We start from the raw sequence: 19,256 nt of genomic DNA, 5'->3' as shown, positions 1-19,256 counted from the left end.
GATTTGTGAAAAAGTTAAAATTAATGACAGTGGTGGGCACACGTCCAGAAATTATCCGTTTGTCTCGCGTAATGGCTGCGTGTGATGAATATTTTGATCATGTTATTGTTCATACTGGTCAAAACTATGACTATGAATTAAATGAAATTTTCTTTACTGATTTGGGTATCCGTAAACCTGACCATTTCTTAAATGCAGCTGGTGCTACAGGTGCAGAAACGATTGGTAATGTCATTATTGCAGTGGATAAAATTTTAGATGAGGTAAAGCCTGAAGCTTTACTTGTTTTAGGTGATACTAACAGCTGTATGGCAGTATTACCTGCAAAACGCCGCAAGATTCCAACTTTCCACATGGAAGCTGGAAACCGTTGTTTTGATATGCGCGTTCCTGAAGAAATTAACCGCCGAATTGTTGATCATACTGCTGATATTAATTTAACGTACAGTACGATTGCCCGTGATTATTTATTAGCGGAAGGGTTACCAGCTGATTTAGTAATCAAATCGGGTAGTCCAATGTTTGAGGTACTTCATCATTACAAAGCAAAAATTGAAGCCTCAGATGTTCTTGAACGTTTAAATTTAAAAGAGCATGAATATTTTATTGTGAGTGCTCATCGTGAAGAAAATATTAACTCAGATCAGAACTTCTTAGATTTGGTAGAGATGTTAAATGCAGTTGCAGAGAAATATAAATATCCTGTGATTGTATCTACACATCCTCGTACTCGTAAGCGTATTGAAGAGTTAAATGTTGAATTTCATCCTTTAATTCAATTACTAAAACCACTTGGTTTTAGTGACTACAACAAGTTACAGCTTTCAGCAAAAGCCGCTTTGTCTGATAGCGGAACAATTAACGAAGAATCATCAATTTTAAACTTCCCGGCACTTAACTTACGTCAAGCACATGAGCGTCCAGAAGGAATGGAAGAAGCTGCTGTAATGATGGTAGGTTTAAAAGCGGAACGTATTTTACAAGGTTTAGCAATTTTAGAAGGTCAGACTAGAGGTGAAGATCGTCTTTTACGTCTAGTTGAAGATTATAGTATGCCAAACGTAAGTGAAAAAGTTGTGCGTATCATTATGAGCTACACAGATTATGTAAATCGAGTGATTTGGAAGCAATTTTAAGGTTATAAACTGTGAAAAAAGTATTGGTTGTTTCAGAGTTTATTGATCCTGATCAAAATTCTACAGGATACTTTTGGTATAAGATTATACAGAAACTTGCTCAATCCGATGGGGTTGAGCAGTTATCTGTTATAGCGCCTTATTCAGGAGATCGTGAGGAAATACAGAAAAAGTTCTGTAGCAAGATTGGCTTCTTATTATTTTTACATGCTTCTTATGATAAAAATAATTTATTTAAGCGATTGCTTGGTCAATTACAGCAAACTTTTGGTTTTTTTAAGATTTTGTTAAAAAACTTAGCTAAGGATAAGGTTGTTGTTTCTGGAACAAACCCACTTTTTCTCCTAGTTTTATTAGCTTTTTTAAGGGTATTCATTCCATTTAAATGGTATTTGCTCGTTCATGATGTTTTTCCTGAGAATTTAGTTCCTGCAGGAATTTTAAAGAAAAATTCTGTCTTATTTAAAATAATGAATTTTATTTTTAATCGTATCTATTCTAGAGCCGATCATCTGATCGTGATTGGCCGTGATATGAAAAACTTAATGAGACAAAAAACGGGTAGCGATAATATTACAGTGATTCCGAACTGGGTAGATTTCACTGAAATAGAGGTTAGACAGAAACAACAGTCTTCAATTATTAGCTCACTGGGCTGGAACGAAAATATAGTTTTCCAATTTTTTGGAAATATGGGGCGTGTCCAAGGTATCTCTAATTTATTAGCTGCAATAAACTTAATCAATAATCCATCTGCCAAATTTTTATTTATTGGCGGTGGAAATGATGCTCAATTGGTAAAAGAGTTTGCTGAAGAAGAGAACAATAAAAATAAAGTTGCTTATATTGGAGAGTTAGCTGCCCAACAGCGAAGTTTAGGTTTGAGCTCATGTGATATTGCTATCGTAACTTTAGCAGAAGGCATGCTTGGCCTCGGTGTTCCTAGTAAGGCCTATTTTACTATGGCTGCTGATAGACCAATTTTAGCTATTATGGAAGAAGATGCAGAAGTGGCTAATATGGTTAAAGAACATAATATTGGCTGGATCTGTGAGCCAAATGATCCAGTTAGATTAGCGTCATTAATTGATGAAATTTGCAAAACTAAGTTGAACAAAGTGTCTAATTCACCACGTCAAATTTTACAAGATCATTATCATCAGGATAAGTTGCTGCAAAGTTTTGCTGACATTGTGGAATCGTAATATGAAAAATATTTTAGTTACAGGTTCATCTGGCTTTGTTGGTAAGTCTTTGATCCGTTCACTCATTCTAAGTAATAAATATCAAAAGATATATGCTTTAAATAGACAGCAATCGCATATTCTACCTGAAAAGGTGGAGCAGTTAGTCGCGACTTCTGAATCTGTTTTTTCGACACCTATTCCTAATGATATTGATGTAATCATACATTTAGCAGGAAGAGCACATATATTAAATGATAATGTGCAAAACCCTTTAGAACAGTTTAGAGCGGTAAATGTGGAGGGTACATTACAACTCGCTCGACAAGCCTTAGAAAATAATGTTCAGCGGTTTATTTTTATTAGTTCAATTGGTGTAAATGGAGCCGTAACAAATAAAAAAGCTTTTGATGAATTAGATCCACCACAACCTCATGCGGATTATGCAATTTCTAAGCTGGAAGCGGAGCAAGCATTAAAAGAATTATTTGAGAATACAAATACTGAGCTTGTCATAATTAGGCCGCCATTAGTATATGCTGCTGATGCTCCTGGCAACTTTGCTCGATTACTTAAACTTGCTTCAACTAACCTACCTTTACCTTTTGCTTCCCTCAATAATAGGCGCTCTTTTGTTGCTTTAGAAAATCTAGTTTCATTTATCGAAGCTTGTATTGAGCATCCTCAAGCAAAAAATGAATTATTTTTAATTGCAGATAATGAGGTACTTTCTACCCAACAGCTTGTGATTTCAATAAGAAAAGGTATGGGGCGAAAGGCAAACTTAATTTATATCCCTAAGTTTCTTATGAGGGTAGGGGCTATATGTGTCGGTAAGAGTAAGTTGTATGAGCAATTATTCTTATCTTTAGAGATCGATGCTTCAAAAGCGCGTAATTTATTAAATTGGACTCCTCCAATTAATGCGTATGCTGCTCTAGAAAAAACAGGAAAAATATATTTTGAGAGAAGTGAGTAACTTATGCTGATGACTTGGGTAATATTAGCGAGTTTTTTAATTTCATTTTTGCTTACAGGCTATATGCGCCATTACGCATTGAAGAAAAATATTATTGATAATCCAAATGAAAGAAGTTCTCATACAATTCCGACACCACGTGGCGGAGGGGTGTCTATTGTTATCACTTTTTTATTAGTTTTAGTGGGATTGATAGTTAGTCATCAATTAGAAGCAACTACAGGTTCAATTTTAGTTGCTGCTGGATTGGGCGTTGCAGTTTTAGGTTTTCTTGATGATCATGGCCATATCAATTCAATGCTTCGATTAGCAATTCACTTTGTTATTGCCATTAGTACTGTTTTTTTCCTAGGTGGTTTCTCTGAGGTTACATTATTCAATGGAAACCTGCAGTTAGGTTGGTCCGCAAATATTATTGCAGTACTTTTTCTTGTATGGTTACTCAATTTATATAATTTCATGGATGGGATTAATGGAATTGCCAGTGTTGAAGCAATTACTACTGTACTCAGTCTTGGTTTTATTTATTTAGCATTAGGTACACCGTTATCTAGTGAATTATTATTTATTTTAGCGGCATGTGTACTTGGTTTTGTTCTATGGAACTTTCCTAAAGCTCGTATTTTTATGGGAGATGCCGGCAGTGGTTTTCTCGGATTAATTCTAGGTATTCTGGCTTTAATTTCTTTAAAAATAGACCCTGCTTTATTTTGTGCATGGATCATATGTCTAGGTGTATTTATCGTCGATGCCACTTTTACATTAATCCGTCGGGTGATTAATGGGCATAAAATGTATGATGCGCACAGATCTCATGCATATCAATACGCTTCACGCAAATACAATAGTCATACTACAGTAACAATTGGTGTACTGCTGATTAATGTATTTTGGCTTTTACCTATTGCATATCTTGCATCACAAAAAGTAATGATGCCAGAATCTTTATTGTTAATAGCTTACATTCCTTTGATTTTACTTGCTTTATTCTTTGGTGCCGGAAAAACTGAAAATGCTTAAAAAGAATGTTTTATTAGTTTTAGGTGCAGGTGGGCATGGTAAATCTGTTGCAGAAGCTGCTCTCTTGTCGGGCAAATGGAAAAAAGTGGTATTTGCTGATGACAGTTGGCCACAAAAAACAGATATAGCGGGCTTTCCGATTGTTACGAATATAAATAGTATCCCAGATATACTGTCAGATATTTCTGCTGCAATTCCTGCTGTAGGAAATAACCAGCTCAGACAAAAATGGTTTCAACTATTAGAAAATTTATCGATACCTATTGCTACAGTTGTTCATCCATCTGCCATCATAAGCCCTAATGCTGAAATTGGTGATGGAGTAACTATTATGGCTGGTTGTGTAGTGGGATTTGATGTGAAAGTAGGAGATGGAGCAATTATAAACATGGCTGCGTCAATCGATCATGATACTCATATTGGTGAATTTGCTCATCTTAGTGTAGGTGTTAAAGTTGTAGGGAATAAGAAAATAGACTCCTTATCATTTCTACCAGCTGGTAGTGTGGTTACTCATTCAATGTAGTGATAATTTCTTAATTTAGAAACAAAAGATGTAAAAGTGTACAACTTTATAACCCCTATGATTGATAAGACTTTCTAGGGTAAGTAATGTGTTACAGATTTAGTAATAATGGTTTGATATACATTATGTAACCAATGCGTAAAACTTGTTTCTAGTTATATAAGAAATGAGTATAAATATCGCACGGTTACTAGAACGATTAGAAGAGTATTGTGAAAAAGATTATCTATCAATTCGCATCAGCCCCAAGACTTGCGAAACAATGTTTTTTGGTTCTTATAGACCTTTTTGCTGTTCCTGTTATTTTGTGGTTATGTTACGCCCTTCGTTTATTTGACTTAGGTGCAGAAGTTATTCCAGGTATCAATTATGGCGTAGCAATTGTTACAATTGTTGCTATTTTAAGTTTAATGATAACTGGAGTTTATCGGTTTATTGTTCGAACATTTAACGAAGCCTTTATTGCTAAATTAGCGATAGCTGTTGCGCTGATGGTCATTGTTTTATATGGCATGAATGCTTTTTCACCTGCATTTGTTCCGACTTCAATTCCATTAATGTTTGGCTTCTTAATGTTTGGTTGGGTTTGGTGTAGCCGTGCATTTATTCGTTTTATTGTGAAAGCTGCATTACAAACGAGTGAAGAGCGTAAACGTGTAGCCATTTATGGTGCGGGTGATGCTGGTCAGCAAATTGCAGCAGTACTTTATCGTTCGGGTGATCATTTACCAATGTTCTTTATTGATGATAATACCTCTTTACACGACCATATGGTTGGCGGTTTAAAAGTACTATCTTTAGAGAAAGCTTTACAACGTTTTGAAAAATATAGAATAGATGAAATTTTATTAGCATTACCTTCTGTAGGACGTGTACGTAAAAGTGAAATTATTCAACAGCTAGAACCTGCACATCTTAAAATTACTGAACTTCCTGGTCTTACACAACTTGTTGATGGTGAGCTCAAAGTTGCAGATATTCGTGAAGTAGACATTATTGATTTGCTGGGACGTGATCCTGTACCCCCAGTAGACCATTTGCTCGCAAAAAATATTCGAAATAAGATCGTCATGGTTACTGGTGCCGGTGGTTCAATTGGTTCAGAATTATGCCGTCAAATTGTTAAGAATCAGCCTAAAATGCTGATTATTTATGAAATTACAGAGTTTGCCCTTTATAGCATAGAAAAAGAATTACGCTTAATGGCTCAATGTGAAATTGTTCCTATTTTAGGTACAGTGCAAGATCAACAGAAACTAGAGCGCATCATTGAGCAATATGGTGTTCAGACCGTTTACCATGCTGCTGCTTATAAACATGTACCTTTGGTTGAGTGTAATCCAATAGCAGGATTAAAGAACAATGCAATTGGTACTGCGAATAGTCTAAATGCAGCTGTGAAAAAAGGTGTAGAGACATTCGTTCTCATCTCGACCGATAAAGCAGTACGCCCTACCAATGTGATGGGTGCATCGAAACGTATGGCAGAGCTTTATTGCCAGGCCATGGCTGAAGCTCAAAAACAGACTCAAATTAGTATCGTGCGTTTTGGTAATGTATTAGGATCTTCTGGCTCAGTAGTACCGTTATTTAAACAACAAATTGCCAAAGGCGGTCCAATCACTGTGACTCATCCAGAGGTAACACGCTACTTCATGACTATTCCTGAAGCATCTCAGTTAGTTATTCAAGCTGGTGCTCTAGGTAGAGGTGGTGATGTATTTTTACTTGATATGGGTGAACCTGTTCGTATTCAGGACTTAGCTCGACAAATGATTTCTTTAAGTGGCTTAACCGTGCGTGAACAAGGTTCAATGCAAGGGGATATCGAAATTCAATATAGTGGATTACGCCCAGGTGAGAAACTTTATGAAGAATTGTTAATTGATCAAGAGAATACTGAATATACCGAGCATAGTAGAATCCTTCGATCATTTGAAAAATTCTATCCTCTTACAGAAATTCAAGAAGTTTTTGATCGAGTAAATAATATGACAGCTGTCCAGCAAGATATTGATTGGGCGTTATGTCAACTTGAACACTATGTTGATGGCTATAAACGTAGTAAAGATATTATGGTTAATTAGAGAGTGAATGTGTGATTAAAAAGGCAGTTTTACCTGTAGCTGGATTAGGTACACGTTTTTTACCGGCAAGTAAGTCAATTCCTAAAGAAATGGTAACGGTAGTTGATCGTCCTGCGATTGAATATGTAGTGCGTGAAGCTGTAGAAGCAGGAATTGAGCAAATTATTTTGGTAACGCACTCATCTAAAGCATCAATTGAAAATTATTTTGATCGAAACTTTGAACTTGAAACGACTTTAGAGCAGAAGAAAAAGTTTGATTTGCTTGATGAGATTACTCAAATTATCCCACCTCATGTAAGTGTAGTGAGTGTAAGACAGCCTCAACCTTTGGGTTTGGGGCATGCTGTTTTATGTGCAAAAAGTATTATTGGGCAAGATGATTTTGCTGTGTTGTTACCAGATGTATTGGTCAAAGATAACTCAGGGAAAAATGATTTATCGCGTATGATTTCTCGTTATGACGTGAGTCAAGCTGCTCAAATCATGGTTGAAGCAGTACCCGATCATTTAGTAGATCAATATGGGATTGTTGATGTAAAACAGAGTCCGGCTGAGGGTGAAAGTATTGTCATGCAGGGTATTGTAGAAAAGCCCGCTGTCGGCTCTGCACCTTCTAATTTATCTGTAGTCGGACGTTATATTTTACCGGCTAAGATTATGCAGCTTCTAGAAAATACTCCGAAAGGAGCGGGCAATGAAATTCAGTTAACTGATGCTATTGCGATGCTTCAAAGTACAGACATAGTGGAAGCCTATCGGATGCAAGGTCAAACTTTTGACTGTGGCAGTAAACTTGGTTATTTGAAAGCTGTACTACATTATGGTGTTGCACATCCTAAATTGGGATTAGAATTTAAACATCTGATTCAAGAACTTAAACTATAAAGTTTTGTAGCTCTGCTTAAGTATTTGTAAAAACTGCTGAATATGGTAGCAGAGCAGTATATTCTTTTCCTGGAAAAGGAATAGAAATCTATAAATCAGGTGTGCAATGAAAATCGCAGTATTTGGAACAACGTTACATGCCGGTGTTATGGCGGCATTATTGGCTGAATATGGTAACCAAATTTATTGGTGTACCTGTGTAAGTTGTGAAGAAGATGTTTCTGTCCTTTCCTATCAAGATCAAGAAGTAAATAATTATTTAAATAAACAAAGAAAAGCAGGTTTTTTAATTGAGAGCCCTTTTTCCGAGATCCCTTTAGATATTGAAGTATATTTATTTTGTTTTAGTCCCACACAAATGGAACTTGCTTTAAAAACCGTACAAAAACTGAGTGAGAGACCAATTGTTCATCCTAGATTAATGATTAATGGTTCAACTTTTGGTTTACACGGTACAGAAAAATTAAAACAGCACTTGCCAAAAGATGATTGGGTTTACTTTCCTGATGTGATTCAGGAGGGTAATGCTATCAATAGTGTATTGAATGTAAAACATGTCATTGTTGGTGTTGAATCTAGGAATGCAAGTGAGACCATGCAAGAACTATTGCGTCCTTTTTTTCAATTTAGCTATCAATATTTATTTATGCCAATTTTAGATGCGGAGTTTACCAAACTTAGTATCTCGGGCATGTTGGCGACCCGCATTAGCTATATGAATGATTTGGCTGTGGTTGCCGAAAAGTTAGGTATTGATATTGCGAATGTAAAGCATGGTATTGCTGCTGATACACGAATTGGTGCTGCATATTTATCGCCAGGTGTAGGATTTGGTGGTGAGAATTTTTCACATGATATTTTAACGCTTTCAAGTACTGTATCTGAAACTGGAACAAAAAGTCGTCTTTTAGAGCAGGTTTGGGCGATTAATGAGCAGCAGAAAGAGATTTTATTCCGTAAGTTATGGAATTATTATCACTGTAGTCTAAATGGTAAAACGGTTGCGATTTGGGGAGCTTCTTTTAAAGAAAATACTTCAAATATACATAACTCACCGATACATATTTTATTGGCTGCGTTATGGGCACAAGGCGTAATAGTGCGCCTGCATGATCCTCAAGCATTAGATGAAATAGCTGCAATTTACGGGCCTCGGGAAGATTTAATTTTATGCACTGATCAATATGAGGCTGCACAAGATGCTCATGCATTGTGCCTCGTTACGGCATGGAAGCAATATTGGAGCCCTGACTTTAAGCAACTACAACAGTTAATGAAACATCCGTTAATTTTAGATGGACGTAATATTTATGATCCAGCATATGTAAAAGCGAAAGGCTTTGCTTATGAAGGAGTAGGTCGCTTATGAGTAAATCAATTGAGCAATTTCCGAAGGAATTAGTCTCGCCTCTAGCTCATCTTCAAACTTTAGGTGAAGAAAACTCAAAATTACATATCAAAGAGTTATTTGCTTTAGAGCCAGATCGTTTTCATAATTACTCAGTAAAGTTTGATCAATTATTTTTTGATTATAGTAAGCACCGAGTAACTAAGGATATTTTAGAACAGTTAGTAGCTCTTGCGAAGAATAAAAATTTAACCCAATGGATTAATCGTCTTTTTTCACAAGATAAAATTAACTGTACCGAACAACGTGAAGCAATGCACTGGGCATTGCGTTTACCAGCTGACTATTCAAAGTTTCCAGATTTAACAGAACAGGTTCATAGTCAGTTAGAACGTATGTATGCCTTAGTGGAAAAAATCCATGCAGGGCAATATCGTGGTGCTACTGGTGAAGTGATCCAAGATGTCGTCAATATTGGAGTGGGTGGTTCTGATTTAGGGCCACAAATGGTGACTCATGCGTTATCTGATTTTAAGGTGAAAACGGCTAAGCCCCTTAACGCTCATTTTGTTTCAACGATGGATGGTAGTCAGTTATCAGAACTGCTCCATCAACTTCGCCCAGAAACTACTTTATTTATTATTTCTTCAAAATCTTTTGGGACAATTGATACCTTATCAAATGCCCAAACAGTACGTCAGTGGTTAGAAAAGACATTAGGGAAACATGCCCGCGTATTAAAAAGCCATTTTATTGGTGTGTCCACAAAAGCTGACAAAATGTCTGAATGGGGTATTGCACCTGAAAATCAATTATTACTGTGGGATTGGGTAGGTGGCCGCTATTCACTATGGTCTTGTATTGGTTTGCCTATTGCTTTGACGATTGGTGTTGACGGGTTTAAGCAACTTTTAGCAGGGGCTCACGCCGTCGATGAGCATTTTCAAAATACAAGTTTTGATCAAAATATTCCTGTTTTAATGGCATTATTAGGAATTTGGAATAATAATTTTTTAAATATTCAGACTCATGCGGTCTTGCCTTATGATGGACGTTTAAAATATTTTGCTGCTTATTTACAACAATTAGAGATGGAGTCTAATGGCAAGTCGGTGCAGCGCAATGGTCAAAAAGTTGAGCTAGATACTTGCCCAATTGTGTGGGGTGAAGTTGGTCCAAATGCCCAGCATGCGTTCTATCAATTGCTACATCAAGGCTCCCAAGCAGTCAGTTGTGATTTTATTGCACCAATTCAACGTTATAATGCAGACCACTTTACCTATGCTGAAAACGCAGATGCCTTAGTTGAGCAACATCATCTTGCTCTCTCTAATTGCTTGGCGCAATCACGCTTATTGGCTTTCGGTAATGAAGCTTTGGATTCAACTGAATTAGAAAATCTGCCAATTTATAAGCAATATGAAGGTAATCAGCCGAGTTCTACCTTATTATTAAAAGAACTTAATCCTTATAGTTTAGGAATGTTAATTGCTTTATATGAACATAAAGTTTTTGTTCAATCTGTAATTTGGAATATTAATCCATTTGACCAGTGGGGAGTTGAAAAGGGTAAACAGATCGCTGATCAGTTACTCCCGATTTTAAGTGGCGTTCAAAATGATTCTTCAAAACTTGACGCTTCAACACGTGGATTAATTAAAATATTGTTAGGAAAAGTAGATGGCTAAAATTCTAGTCACTGGTGGCGCAGGTTATATTGGTTCACACACATGTGTTGAACTTTTGCAGGCTGGTCATGAAGTTATCGTTTTTGATAATCTTTCAAATAGTTCTGAAGAATCTTTAAATAGAGTTCAAGATATCGCCCAAAAAAGTTTAACTTTTGTGCATGGTGACATCCGCAATGCAGATGAGTTGGACCGTGTATTTCAAGAGCATCCTATTGATGCGGTTATTCATTTTGCAGGTCTGAAAGCAGTGGGTGAAAGTCAGGAAAAGCCACTCATTTATTTTGATAATAATATTGCCGGCAGCGTTCAACTGGTTAAATCGATGGAAAAGGCAGGTGTCTATACGCTTGTATTTAGCTCATCTGCAACAGTTTATGATGAAGCCAACATATCTCCATTAAATGAAGAAATGCCAACAGGTATACCAAGTAATAACTATGGATATACTAAACTGATTGTTGAGCAATTATTACAAAAATTGTCCGCATCTAATCCAAAGTGGTCAATCGCATTGCTTCGTTATTTTAACCCTGTAGGTGCACATAAAAGTGGACGTATTGGGGAAGACCCACAGGGTATTCCAAATAATTTAATGCCGTATGTGACACAAGTTGCTGTTGGTCGCCGTGAGAAACTATCCATTTATGGTAATGATTATGAAACTGTGGATGGTACTGGGGTGCGTGACTATATCCATGTGGTCGATTTAGCGAATGCGCACTTATGTGCTCTCAATAACCGATTGAATGCGACAGGTTGTCGTGCATGGAATATCGGTACGGGTAATGGTTCATCTGTTTTGCAAGTTAAGGATACATTTGAAAAAGTTAATGGCGTGCCTGTAGCTTTTGAATTTGCACCGCGGAGATCTGGAGATGTAGCCACATCTTTTGCAGACAATAGTCGTGCACTTGCTGAGTTGGGTTGGCAGCCGCAATATGGTTTAGAAGATATGCTTGCTGATAGCTGGAATTGGCAGAAGCAGAATCCTAATGGATATAATTAAATAGCAATAAAAAAGGAGCTTATAGCTCCTTTTTTATTATGAATTAGTTCTGAATCAATCCAGTCAACTCATCTACATAATATTGCATTTGCTGAGCTTGGCGGTCTGCACGGCTTTCAATATTGAGACGTAATAAGGGTTCAGTATTTGAAGCACGGACGTTAAAACGCCATGCGCCAAAGTCGAGGCTTACACCATCGGTACGGTCAATTTGTGGATTCTGATCGGCATAAAAATCGAAAATCTTTTGAATAGTGGTTTGTGTATCAGCTACTTTAAAGTTGATTTCACCACTACAAGGAAATTTGGTAATCATATTTTCAACGAGTATTGAAAGTGATTGTCCTGTTTCAGAGAGTAGGGCAACGGTCAGTAACCACGGAATCATACCGCTATCGCAGTAAGCAAAGTCCCGGAAATAGTGATGTGCACTCATTTCTCCGCCATATACGGCATTGTGTTCACGCATGACATCTTTAATGAATGCATGTCCAGATTTTGACTGTATAGCCACACCTTTGTATTCATCGATGATATCAAATGTGTTCCAGACTAAACGTGGGTCATGAACAATTTTTTCGCCTGACTGTTTGATTAAGAAAGCTTGAGCCAATAGACCAACAATATAGTAGCCCTCAATGAACTGTCCCTTTTCATCAAATAAGAAACAGCGGTCAAAGTCACCGTCCCAAGCAATTCCCATATCCGCTTTATGCTCAAGTACAGCATTTCGGGTACTGTCACGATTTTCAATTAAAATTGGGTTAGGAATGCCATTTGGGAACGTACCATCTGCTTCATGGTGAATTTTAATAAATTCAACGGGTACGTTAAGCGCTTTAAATTTTTCTTCAATGGCATCAATCACGTGACCAGCTGCACCATTACCTGCGTTTACCACCAACTTTAATGGGCGGATTTTTGCAGGTTCGATATAGGTAATTAAGTGATCAACGAACTCAGGCAAAATGTTATAGCTTTGAGTTGTACCTTTTTGACTAACTTCTTCAAAGTTATTGGTCTCTGCTAAAGCCTGAATTTCTTTTAAACCTGTATCTGCACTAATTGGACGAGCATTTTCTCGAACCAATTTCATACCGTTATAATCCATTGGGTTATGACTAGCAGTAACTTCAATTCCACCTTGTACATTTAAATGAAAAGCTGCGAAGTACACTTCTTCAGTTCCCGTCATGCCTAAATCAAGAATATTTACACCCGCATCATTTAAACCGCGGATGGTTGCTTGTTTTAAAGACTCACTGCTTAGACGAATATCACAACCTACAACCACGGTCTTTGGTTTATAGATTTGCCCGTAAGCGCGGCCAATTTTATAGGCAATTTCTTCATTCAATTCGGTGCCGAGTTTGCCTCGGATATCATAGGCTTTAAAACAGGTTAAAGTAGTCATTATTCAGTTCAATACAAATGATTTAAGTTTTGGGTATTATTATACATTTACCAATAAATGGTTATGTTTATCGTTTTTATATGCAATTTTTTCACTCCATTTCTGTAAGTTATATTTAAATTTATAAAATTTTTTTTACGACTTTAGTCTAATAAGTAAATCCCTAAGTTTGAAGTGTCTTGATTTTACTCAATCATATTGGTCATACCAATTTAAGTGTTTATTTAATTATTGATCTTACCAATAACTGTGTTTATGATGCGACCTGTAGTTAAAGGAATAACATTTACGCTTAAATTTTAATTGGTCATACCAATTTGTGTTAAATGTTTAAAATTCTAAGGTACAAAAATTTCGCCCTAGCATTTCAAGGAGATGACAATGCTCAATATGTGGCAACAACTTTATGACCCTTTAAATAATATTTGGCTGTCTAGTGCGGTTGCGTTAATCCCGATTGTTTTCTTCTTTTTGGCATTGGCTGTTTTTCGTTTAAAAGGTAGTATTGCGGGTACAGGCACAGTCATTATTGCATTATTGATTGCACTATTTTTCTATCAAATGCCGGGTCAAATGGCCTTTGCGTCAATCATTTACGGTTTCTTCTACGGTCTATGGCCAATTTCATGGATCATTATCGGGGCAGTTTTTCTATACAAGATTTCGGTAAAAACAGGCCAGTTTGAAGTTATCCGCTCAAGCATTTTGTCGATTACCGAAGACCAACGTCTGCAAATGCTATTGGTTGGTTTTGCATTCGGTACTTTCCTTGAAGGGGCGGCGGGTTTTGGTGCTCCTGTAGCAATTACCGCTGCACTCCTTGTTGGTTTAGGCTTTAAGCCACTTTACGCTGCTGGTTTATGTTTAATTGTAAATACAGCGCCAGTGGCATTTGGTGCAATGGGTATTCCAATTATTGTGGCGGGGCAGGTTTCCGGTGTAGACACTATGGAAATTAGCCAAATGGTTGGCCGTCAGTTGCCATTTTTAGTCATTATTGTGCTGTTTTGGATTATGGCGATTATGGATGGCTGGCGTGGTGTTAAAGAAACTTGGCCTGCGGTGTTAGTCGGTGGTGGTTCGTTTGCGATTGCCCAATATCTTACATCTAACTTCATTGGTCCTGAGTTACCAGACATTACCGCAGCAATTGCGTCTTTGGTCAGCCTGACTTTGTTATTCCGTGTTTGGAAACCAAAACATATTTTCCGTTTTGAACCTGAAGCTGGCCAAACTTTAACTCAGCAACCAACCACGGTTCAACGTTATAGCATTGGAAAAATTGTGAAGGCATGGTCTCCATTTGCCATCTTAACCGTGATGGTGACGATCTGGAGTATTAAGCCATTTAAAGCATTATTTGCAAAAGATGGTGCTCTTGAACATTGGATTTTTAAACTTGAAGTACCATATTTGCATAAATTGGTCGAAAAAATGCCGCCAATTGTGGCAGAGATGAAACCATATGAAGCGATTTATAAGTTTGACTGGTTCTCTGCAACAGGTACTGCAATTTTTATTGCTGCAATCATCACTGCTATTTTCTTGAAAATGAAAGCAAGTGAGGCAGTAACGACTTTTGGTGAAACACTCAATGAGTTGAAAACACCGATTTACTCGATTGGTATGGTGTTGGCGTTTGCTTTTATTGCGAACTATTCAGGTTTATCTGCAACTTTAGCTTTGGCTCTATCGCATACGGGTCATGCGTTTACTTTCTTCTCACCATTTTTGGGCTGGCTTGGTGTGTTCCTTACGGGTTCAGATACCTCTTCAAACGCTTTGTTCTCGGCATTACAGGCAACTACAGCGCAGCAAATTGGTATTCCAGAAGTATTGCTTGTGGCTGCCAATACCAGCGGTGGTGTGACAGGTAAAATGATTTCGCCACAGTCGATTGCCATTGCTTGTGCCGCAGTAGGCTTAGTTGGAAAAGAGTCTGACTTGTTCCGTTTCACGGTAAAACATAGCATCATATTCACTGTCTTTGTTGGCATCATTATTACGGTTCAGGCTTATCTGGTGCCGTGGATGATTCCATAACTCCAGTGAAGGAAACGCGATGAGAATCTCCGATCAAGTGGTCATGAAATTGCAGGCATTAATTGAAGAGCGTCACATGAAAAAGGGTGACCGTTTGCCTGCCGAGCGCCAGCTTGCAACTAGCTTAGGGGTTTCTCGTCCGTCTTTGCGTGAAGCGATTCAACAGCTCAATAGTCAAGGGGTGCTCAGTAGTCGCCGCGGCGATGGGACTTATATTCAGCAGTTACCTGAACAGTGGCCACAGCAACTGATTGTGAACCCGATTAGCAACCTGATTGAAGAAGATCCACTCTACCGTTTTGATGTGCAAGAGGCGCGGTTATTACTTGAAGGTGGCACTGCTTGGTATGCCGCATTACGCTCAACGCCTGAAGATCGCGTCAAAATTCATCATTATTTTAATGAAATTAGCCGCCATCAAAATGCGGGTGACTCGGCACAGGCTGCGGTGGCCGATGCTGAATTCCATTTAGCGATTGCTGAAGCATCTCACAATGTGGTGCTGATCCAAATGATGCGTAGTCTGTTCGATTTGCTGCAATACAACGTCTTGTTAGGACGTAAAAAAGTTTATAACGACCCCGTAAATGGTGACTTGCTGAGCGAGCAGCATTTTCAGGTAATGGATGCTATTGATCGTAAAGATCCCGAGGCCGCACGCCAAGCTGTCTGCGGTCATATTGAATTTGTGATTAATCATGTGCGTTCTCTGGATGAAGATGAAGCTCGCCAGAAACGTGCAAATCGTTTAAATAGAGTTGATTCAAAATGATTATTTCTTCTGGCAATGATTATCGTGCTGCGGCACAACGTCGCTTACCTCCATTTTTATTTCACTACATCGATGGTGGAGCGTATTCGGAATATACCTTAAAGCGTAACGTACAAGATTTGTCAGAAATTGCATTGCGTCAACGTGTACTCAATGACATGTCAGCGTTAAGTTTAGAGACAAAACTGTTTAATGAAACGCTGTCGATGCCGGTTGCATTAGCGCCTGTGGGTTTAACAGGTATGTATGCACGCCGTGGTGAAGTGCAAGCCGCAATGGCAGCCGATAAAAAGGGCATTCCATTTACACTTTCAACGGTTTCGGTGTGTCCGATTGAAGAAGTTGCACCTGCAATTAACCGTCCAATGTGGTTCCAGCTTTATGTATTACGTGACCGTGGTTTTATGCGTAATGCTTTGGAACGTGCAAAAGCAGCAGGCTGCTCAACACTGGTATTTACCGTAGATATGCCTGTGCCAGGTGCACGTTACCGTGATGCTCATTCGGGTATGAGTGGGCCAAATGCTGCGATGCGCCGTTATATGCAGTCTATGTTCCACCCACATTGGTCATGGAATGTCGGCTTAATGGGCCGTCCGCACGACTTGGGCAATATCTCTAAGTATTTAGGTAAACCGACTGGGCTTGAAGACTATATTGGCTGGTTAGGCTCAAACTTTGACCCATCCATTTCATGGAAAGACCTTGAGTGGATTCGTGAATTTTGGGATGGCCCAATGGTGATTAAGGGTATTTTAGACCCTGAAGATGCGAAAGATGCGGTACGTTTTGGTGCAGATGGCATTGTGGTATCGAATCACGGCGGTCGTCAGTTAGATGGCGTAATGTCTTCTGCTCGTGCATTGCCTGCAATTGCTGATGCAGTAAAAGGTGATTTGGCGATTTTGGCTGACTCAGGCATTCGTAATGGTTTAGATGTGGTGCGTATGTTAGCGCTCGGTGCCGATACGGTTTTACTTGGCCGTGCATTTGTTTATGCCTTGGCAGCAGCAGGTGGGCAAGGGGTGTCGAACTTGCTTGATTTAATTGATAAGGAAATGCGTGTTGCGATGACGCTGACAGGTGCTAAGTCGATTTCGGATATTAATGCTGATTGTTTAGTACAGGCGATGAAGCTCTAACGTTTCCGTATTAACTTTGATGATATTGGCACGACGGAGCCTTATCGGGAAAAGTTCAATGTAAGTAGCTAATTGCCGTTACTTTTTTAAAAAAGTAACCAAAAACTTTAGTTTCGATGACGGTACGTCCTTGCTACCGCATCGAAACGGCGGCATCCATGCCGCCAACCACGATAGTAAATACAGGGCTGATTCACATTAGGGAATGAGCTAATTAAATTATAAATTACAAACGGTAAGATCCCGTCGTGTTGGTCTAATTTGATAAATGGATGACCAAAAGGAAACCATCATGCAAACATTTTCTCCTCAAGCAGTGATTGATCGCTTACAAAATATTGTAGGGCGTTCGCATGTTTTGACCGATGACCAAAGCACGCGTCAGTACCGCCAAGGTCGTCGTTTTGGTGAGGGGAAAGTACTTGCAGTGGTGGTACCAGGGACCTTGCTAGAGCAATGGCAAGTGTTGCAGGCTGCAATTGAGGCAGACTGTATTGTGATTATGCAGGCGGCAAATACGGGCCTAACAGGCGGTTCAACCCCGTATGGTGATGATTATGACCGTCCTGTGTTGGTGATGAGTACACGCCGTTTAAAGGGCATACAGGTCATTCATGACGGTAAGCAAGTGATTTGTTTACCGGGTGCGACCTTAGATAATTTAGAGCAAATTTTAAAAGGTTATGATCGTGAGCCACATTCAGTAATTGGTTCATCTTGTATTGGTGCATCAGTACTTGGCGGTGTGTGTAATAACTCGGGCGGTGCCTTGGTACGCCGTGGTCCTGCGTATACTGAACTGGCGTTATATGCTCAGGTGAATGCTGCTGGTCAATTAGAACTGGTGAACCATTTAGGGGTGAATTTAGGTTCGACTCCCGAAGAAATCTTGACTCGTTTAGAGAGGCAGCAATACCAAGCCGTAGATATTTTAGATGACAGTGAAAAGCAGGCATCGGACCATCGCTATGCACACGATGTGACACAAGTTGATGAAGATACACCTGCTCGTTTTAATGCAGACCCGTCACGTTTGTTTGAGGCTTCGGGTTCGGCAGGTAAAGTTTGTGTGTTTGCGGTACGTCTTGATACTTATGAAAAAGTAGAAAGTAATGTTTTTTATATAGGTACTAATGATGCTGATGATTTAACAGCGATTCGCCGTTATTTACTGACCTCTTTGCCAAGCCTGCCGATTGCAGGTGAGTATATTCACCGCGATGCTTATTTGATTGGTGAAAAGTACGGAAAAGACACGTTTTTGTTTATTGAAAAATTTGGCACAGCCAATGTTCCCAAAGCCTTTGCGATGAAAGATAAAGTCGATGGCTTTTTGGAAAGATTTAAAATTAAAGGTTTAACGGATCATATTTTACAAGCGATTACCTTCTTTTTACCGAGTCATTTGCCGAAGCGTATGACCGAATATCGAGACCGTTATGAGCATTATTTAGTTTTACGCGTTGAAAATAATTCAAAAGCTCAGACCGAGCAGTTTTTAAAAGAATATTTTGCAGTACATCAGTCCGGTCACTATTTCGTGTGTAGCGAAGAGGAAGGCCGAAAGGCTTTCTTACACCGTTTTGCGATTGCAGGGGCGGCAATTCGTTATCGTGATACGCACCGTAGTGAAGTTGAAGATATTGTAGCGCTTGATATTGCGTTACGCCGTAATGACCGTGAGTGGGTAGAGCAACTGCCAGACGAGATGGAAAATAAAATCATCCATAAACTCTATTATGGGCATTTCTTTTGTCATGTGTTCCATCAGGACTATATTCTTAAAAAGGGCAATGACCCATTAGAAATGGAACACCAAATGTGGAAATTACTCGATGCGCGCCGTGCTGAATATCCGGCAGAGCATAATGTCGGGCATCTCTACATTGCCAAACCTGCCTTAGCGAACTTCTACCAAAAACTCGACCCAACCAATAGCTTTAATGTGGGGATTGGACATACCTCAAAACTGAAGTATTGGGGCAAGGCTAAATCTTAATATCGAGACATAAAAAAAGGCG

General features: G+C 38.7%; 15 protein-coding genes. 14 read left to right on the top strand and 1 reads right to left on the bottom strand.

Translation table 11 applies throughout. The features are described from left to right. The first annotated feature begins 5 nt into the window (after nucleotides 1–5). From wecB to galE, 10 genes are all read left to right on the top strand, one after another. Nucleotides 6–1,136 (top strand): non-hydrolyzing UDP-N-acetylglucosamine 2-epimerase, encoded by a 1,131-nt coding sequence (wecB, locus tag ACYU0V_RS18025; RefSeq protein WP_000734324.1) that lies wholly within the window; start codon nucleotides 6–8, stop codon nucleotides 1,134–1,136. Between the two features lie 11 nt (nucleotides 1,137–1,147). Continuing rightward, nucleotides 1,148–2,341 carry a glycosyltransferase family 4 protein gene (locus ACYU0V_RS18020; protein WP_317809822.1) on the top strand — a complete coding sequence of 398 codons (1,194 nt, stop codon included), beginning with the start codon at nucleotides 1,148–1,150 and terminating at the stop codon, nucleotides 2,339–2,341. A gap of 1 nt (nucleotide 2,342) precedes the next feature. Then, nucleotides 2,343–3,299: an NAD-dependent epimerase/dehydratase family protein gene (locus ACYU0V_RS18015; RefSeq protein WP_317809819.1), complete on the top strand. Its 957-nt coding sequence runs from the start codon at nucleotides 2,343–2,345 to the stop codon at nucleotides 3,297–3,299. Nucleotides 3,300–3,302: 3 nt separating this feature from the next. Then, nucleotides 3,303–4,319 (top strand): MraY family glycosyltransferase, encoded by a 1,017-nt coding sequence (locus ACYU0V_RS18010; RefSeq protein WP_317809816.1) that lies wholly within the window; start codon nucleotides 3,303–3,305, stop codon nucleotides 4,317–4,319. Then, nucleotides 4,312–4,845, top strand: coding sequence for a PglD-related sugar-binding protein (locus ACYU0V_RS18005; protein WP_057067830.1), 534 nt, complete (start codon nucleotides 4,312–4,314; stop codon nucleotides 4,843–4,845). The genes ACYU0V_RS18010 and ACYU0V_RS18005 overlap by 8 nt, the downstream gene beginning before the upstream one ends. Before the next feature lie 212 nt (nucleotides 4,846–5,057). Then, complete coding sequence (locus tag ACYU0V_RS18000; protein WP_461848514.1) at nucleotides 5,058–6,932, top strand: polysaccharide biosynthesis protein; 1,875 nt, start codon at nucleotides 5,058–5,060, stop codon at nucleotides 6,930–6,932. Nucleotides 6,933–6,943: 11 nt separating this feature from the next. Continuing rightward, on the top strand, nucleotides 6,944–7,819 hold the full coding sequence (gene galU, locus ACYU0V_RS17995) for a UTP--glucose-1-phosphate uridylyltransferase GalU (RefSeq protein ID WP_461848512.1): 876 nt from the start codon (nucleotides 6,944–6,946) through the stop codon (nucleotides 7,817–7,819). A 106-nt stretch (nucleotides 7,820–7,925) separates the two neighbouring features. Then, entirely contained in the window at nucleotides 7,926–9,188 is a 1,263-nt protein-coding gene (locus tag ACYU0V_RS17990) for a nucleotide sugar dehydrogenase (RefSeq protein ID WP_461848511.1), read from the top strand. Further along, nucleotides 9,185–10,855: a glucose-6-phosphate isomerase gene (gene pgi, locus ACYU0V_RS17985; RefSeq protein ID WP_461848509.1), complete on the top strand. Its 1,671-nt coding sequence runs from the start codon at nucleotides 9,185–9,187 to the stop codon at nucleotides 10,853–10,855. Before ACYU0V_RS17990 ends, pgi begins: the two co-directional genes overlap by 4 nt. Continuing rightward, on the top strand, nucleotides 10,848–11,864 hold the full coding sequence (gene galE / locus ACYU0V_RS17980) for a UDP-glucose 4-epimerase GalE (protein WP_461848508.1): 1,017 nt from the start codon (nucleotides 10,848–10,850) through the stop codon (nucleotides 11,862–11,864). The genes pgi and galE overlap by 8 nt, the downstream gene beginning before the upstream one ends. Nucleotides 11,865–11,907: 43 nt before the next feature. Here galE and ACYU0V_RS17975 read toward each other — a convergent pair whose 3' ends face one another. Then, nucleotides 11,908–13,278 carry a phosphohexomutase domain-containing protein gene (locus ACYU0V_RS17975; RefSeq protein ID WP_461848507.1) on the bottom strand — a complete coding sequence of 457 codons (1,371 nt, stop codon included), beginning with the start codon at nucleotides 13,276–13,278 and terminating at the stop codon, nucleotides 11,908–11,910. A 375-nt stretch (nucleotides 13,279–13,653) separates the two neighbouring features. Between ACYU0V_RS17975 and lldP the strand changes: the two genes are divergently transcribed. The 4 genes from lldP (at nucleotide 13,654) to dld (ending at nucleotide 19,234) form a co-directional block, all read left to right on the top strand. Continuing rightward, nucleotides 13,654–15,321, top strand: a complete 1,668-nt coding sequence (lldP, locus tag ACYU0V_RS17970) for an L-lactate permease (RefSeq protein WP_461848506.1) — start codon at nucleotides 13,654–13,656, stop codon at nucleotides 15,319–15,321. 37 nt (nucleotides 15,322–15,358) lie between these two features. After that, entirely contained in the window at nucleotides 15,359–16,093 is a 735-nt protein-coding gene (gene lldR, locus ACYU0V_RS17965) for a transcriptional regulator LldR (protein ID WP_461849966.1), read from the top strand. After that, nucleotides 16,090–17,235, top strand: coding sequence for an FMN-dependent L-lactate dehydrogenase LldD (gene lldD / locus ACYU0V_RS17960; RefSeq protein WP_002050500.1), 1,146 nt, complete (start codon nucleotides 16,090–16,092; stop codon nucleotides 17,233–17,235). Before lldR ends, lldD begins: the two co-directional genes overlap by 4 nt. Nucleotides 17,236–17,527: 292 nt before the next feature. Then, entirely contained in the window at nucleotides 17,528–19,234 is a 1,707-nt protein-coding gene (gene dld, locus ACYU0V_RS17955) for a D-lactate dehydrogenase (protein WP_461848504.1), read from the top strand. The last annotated feature ends 22 nt before the right edge of the window (nucleotides 19,235–19,256 follow it).

The organism is Acinetobacter sp. X9, assembly GCF_054889255.1.
The sequence above is the reverse complement of the archived record's forward strand: the minus strand, read 5'-3'. Positions and strand labels throughout refer to the sequence as shown.

What these genes read in the sequence shown, in the direction of transcription:
- ACYU0V_RS17975 (WP_461848507.1), bottom strand. Translation starts at nt 13,278, where the DNA reads ATGACTACTTTAACCTGTTTTAAAGCCTATGATATCCGAGGCAAACTC.
- ACYU0V_RS18010 (WP_317809816.1), top strand. Translation starts at nt 3,303, where the DNA reads ATGCTGATGACTTGGGTAATATTAGCGAGTTTTTTAATTTCATTTTTG.
- lldP (WP_461848506.1), top strand. Translation starts at nt 13,654, where the DNA reads ATGACAATGCTCAATATGTGGCAACAACTTTATGACCCTTTAAATAAT.
- ACYU0V_RS18015 (WP_317809819.1), top strand. Translation starts at nt 2,343, where the DNA reads ATGAAAAATATTTTAGTTACAGGTTCATCTGGCTTTGTTGGTAAGTCT.
- pgi (WP_461848509.1), top strand. Translation starts at nt 9,185, where the DNA reads ATGAGTAAATCAATTGAGCAATTTCCGAAGGAATTAGTCTCGCCTCTA.
- galE (WP_461848508.1), top strand. Translation starts at nt 10,848, where the DNA reads ATGGCTAAAATTCTAGTCACTGGTGGCGCAGGTTATATTGGTTCACAC.
- ACYU0V_RS18005 (WP_057067830.1), top strand. Translation starts at nt 4,312, where the DNA reads ATGCTTAAAAAGAATGTTTTATTAGTTTTAGGTGCAGGTGGGCATGGT.
- ACYU0V_RS17990 (WP_461848511.1), top strand. Translation starts at nt 7,926, where the DNA reads ATGAAAATCGCAGTATTTGGAACAACGTTACATGCCGGTGTTATGGCG.
- lldD (WP_002050500.1), top strand. Translation starts at nt 16,090, where the DNA reads ATGATTATTTCTTCTGGCAATGATTATCGTGCTGCGGCACAACGTCGC.
- dld (WP_461848504.1), top strand. Translation starts at nt 17,528, where the DNA reads ATGCAAACATTTTCTCCTCAAGCAGTGATTGATCGCTTACAAAATATT.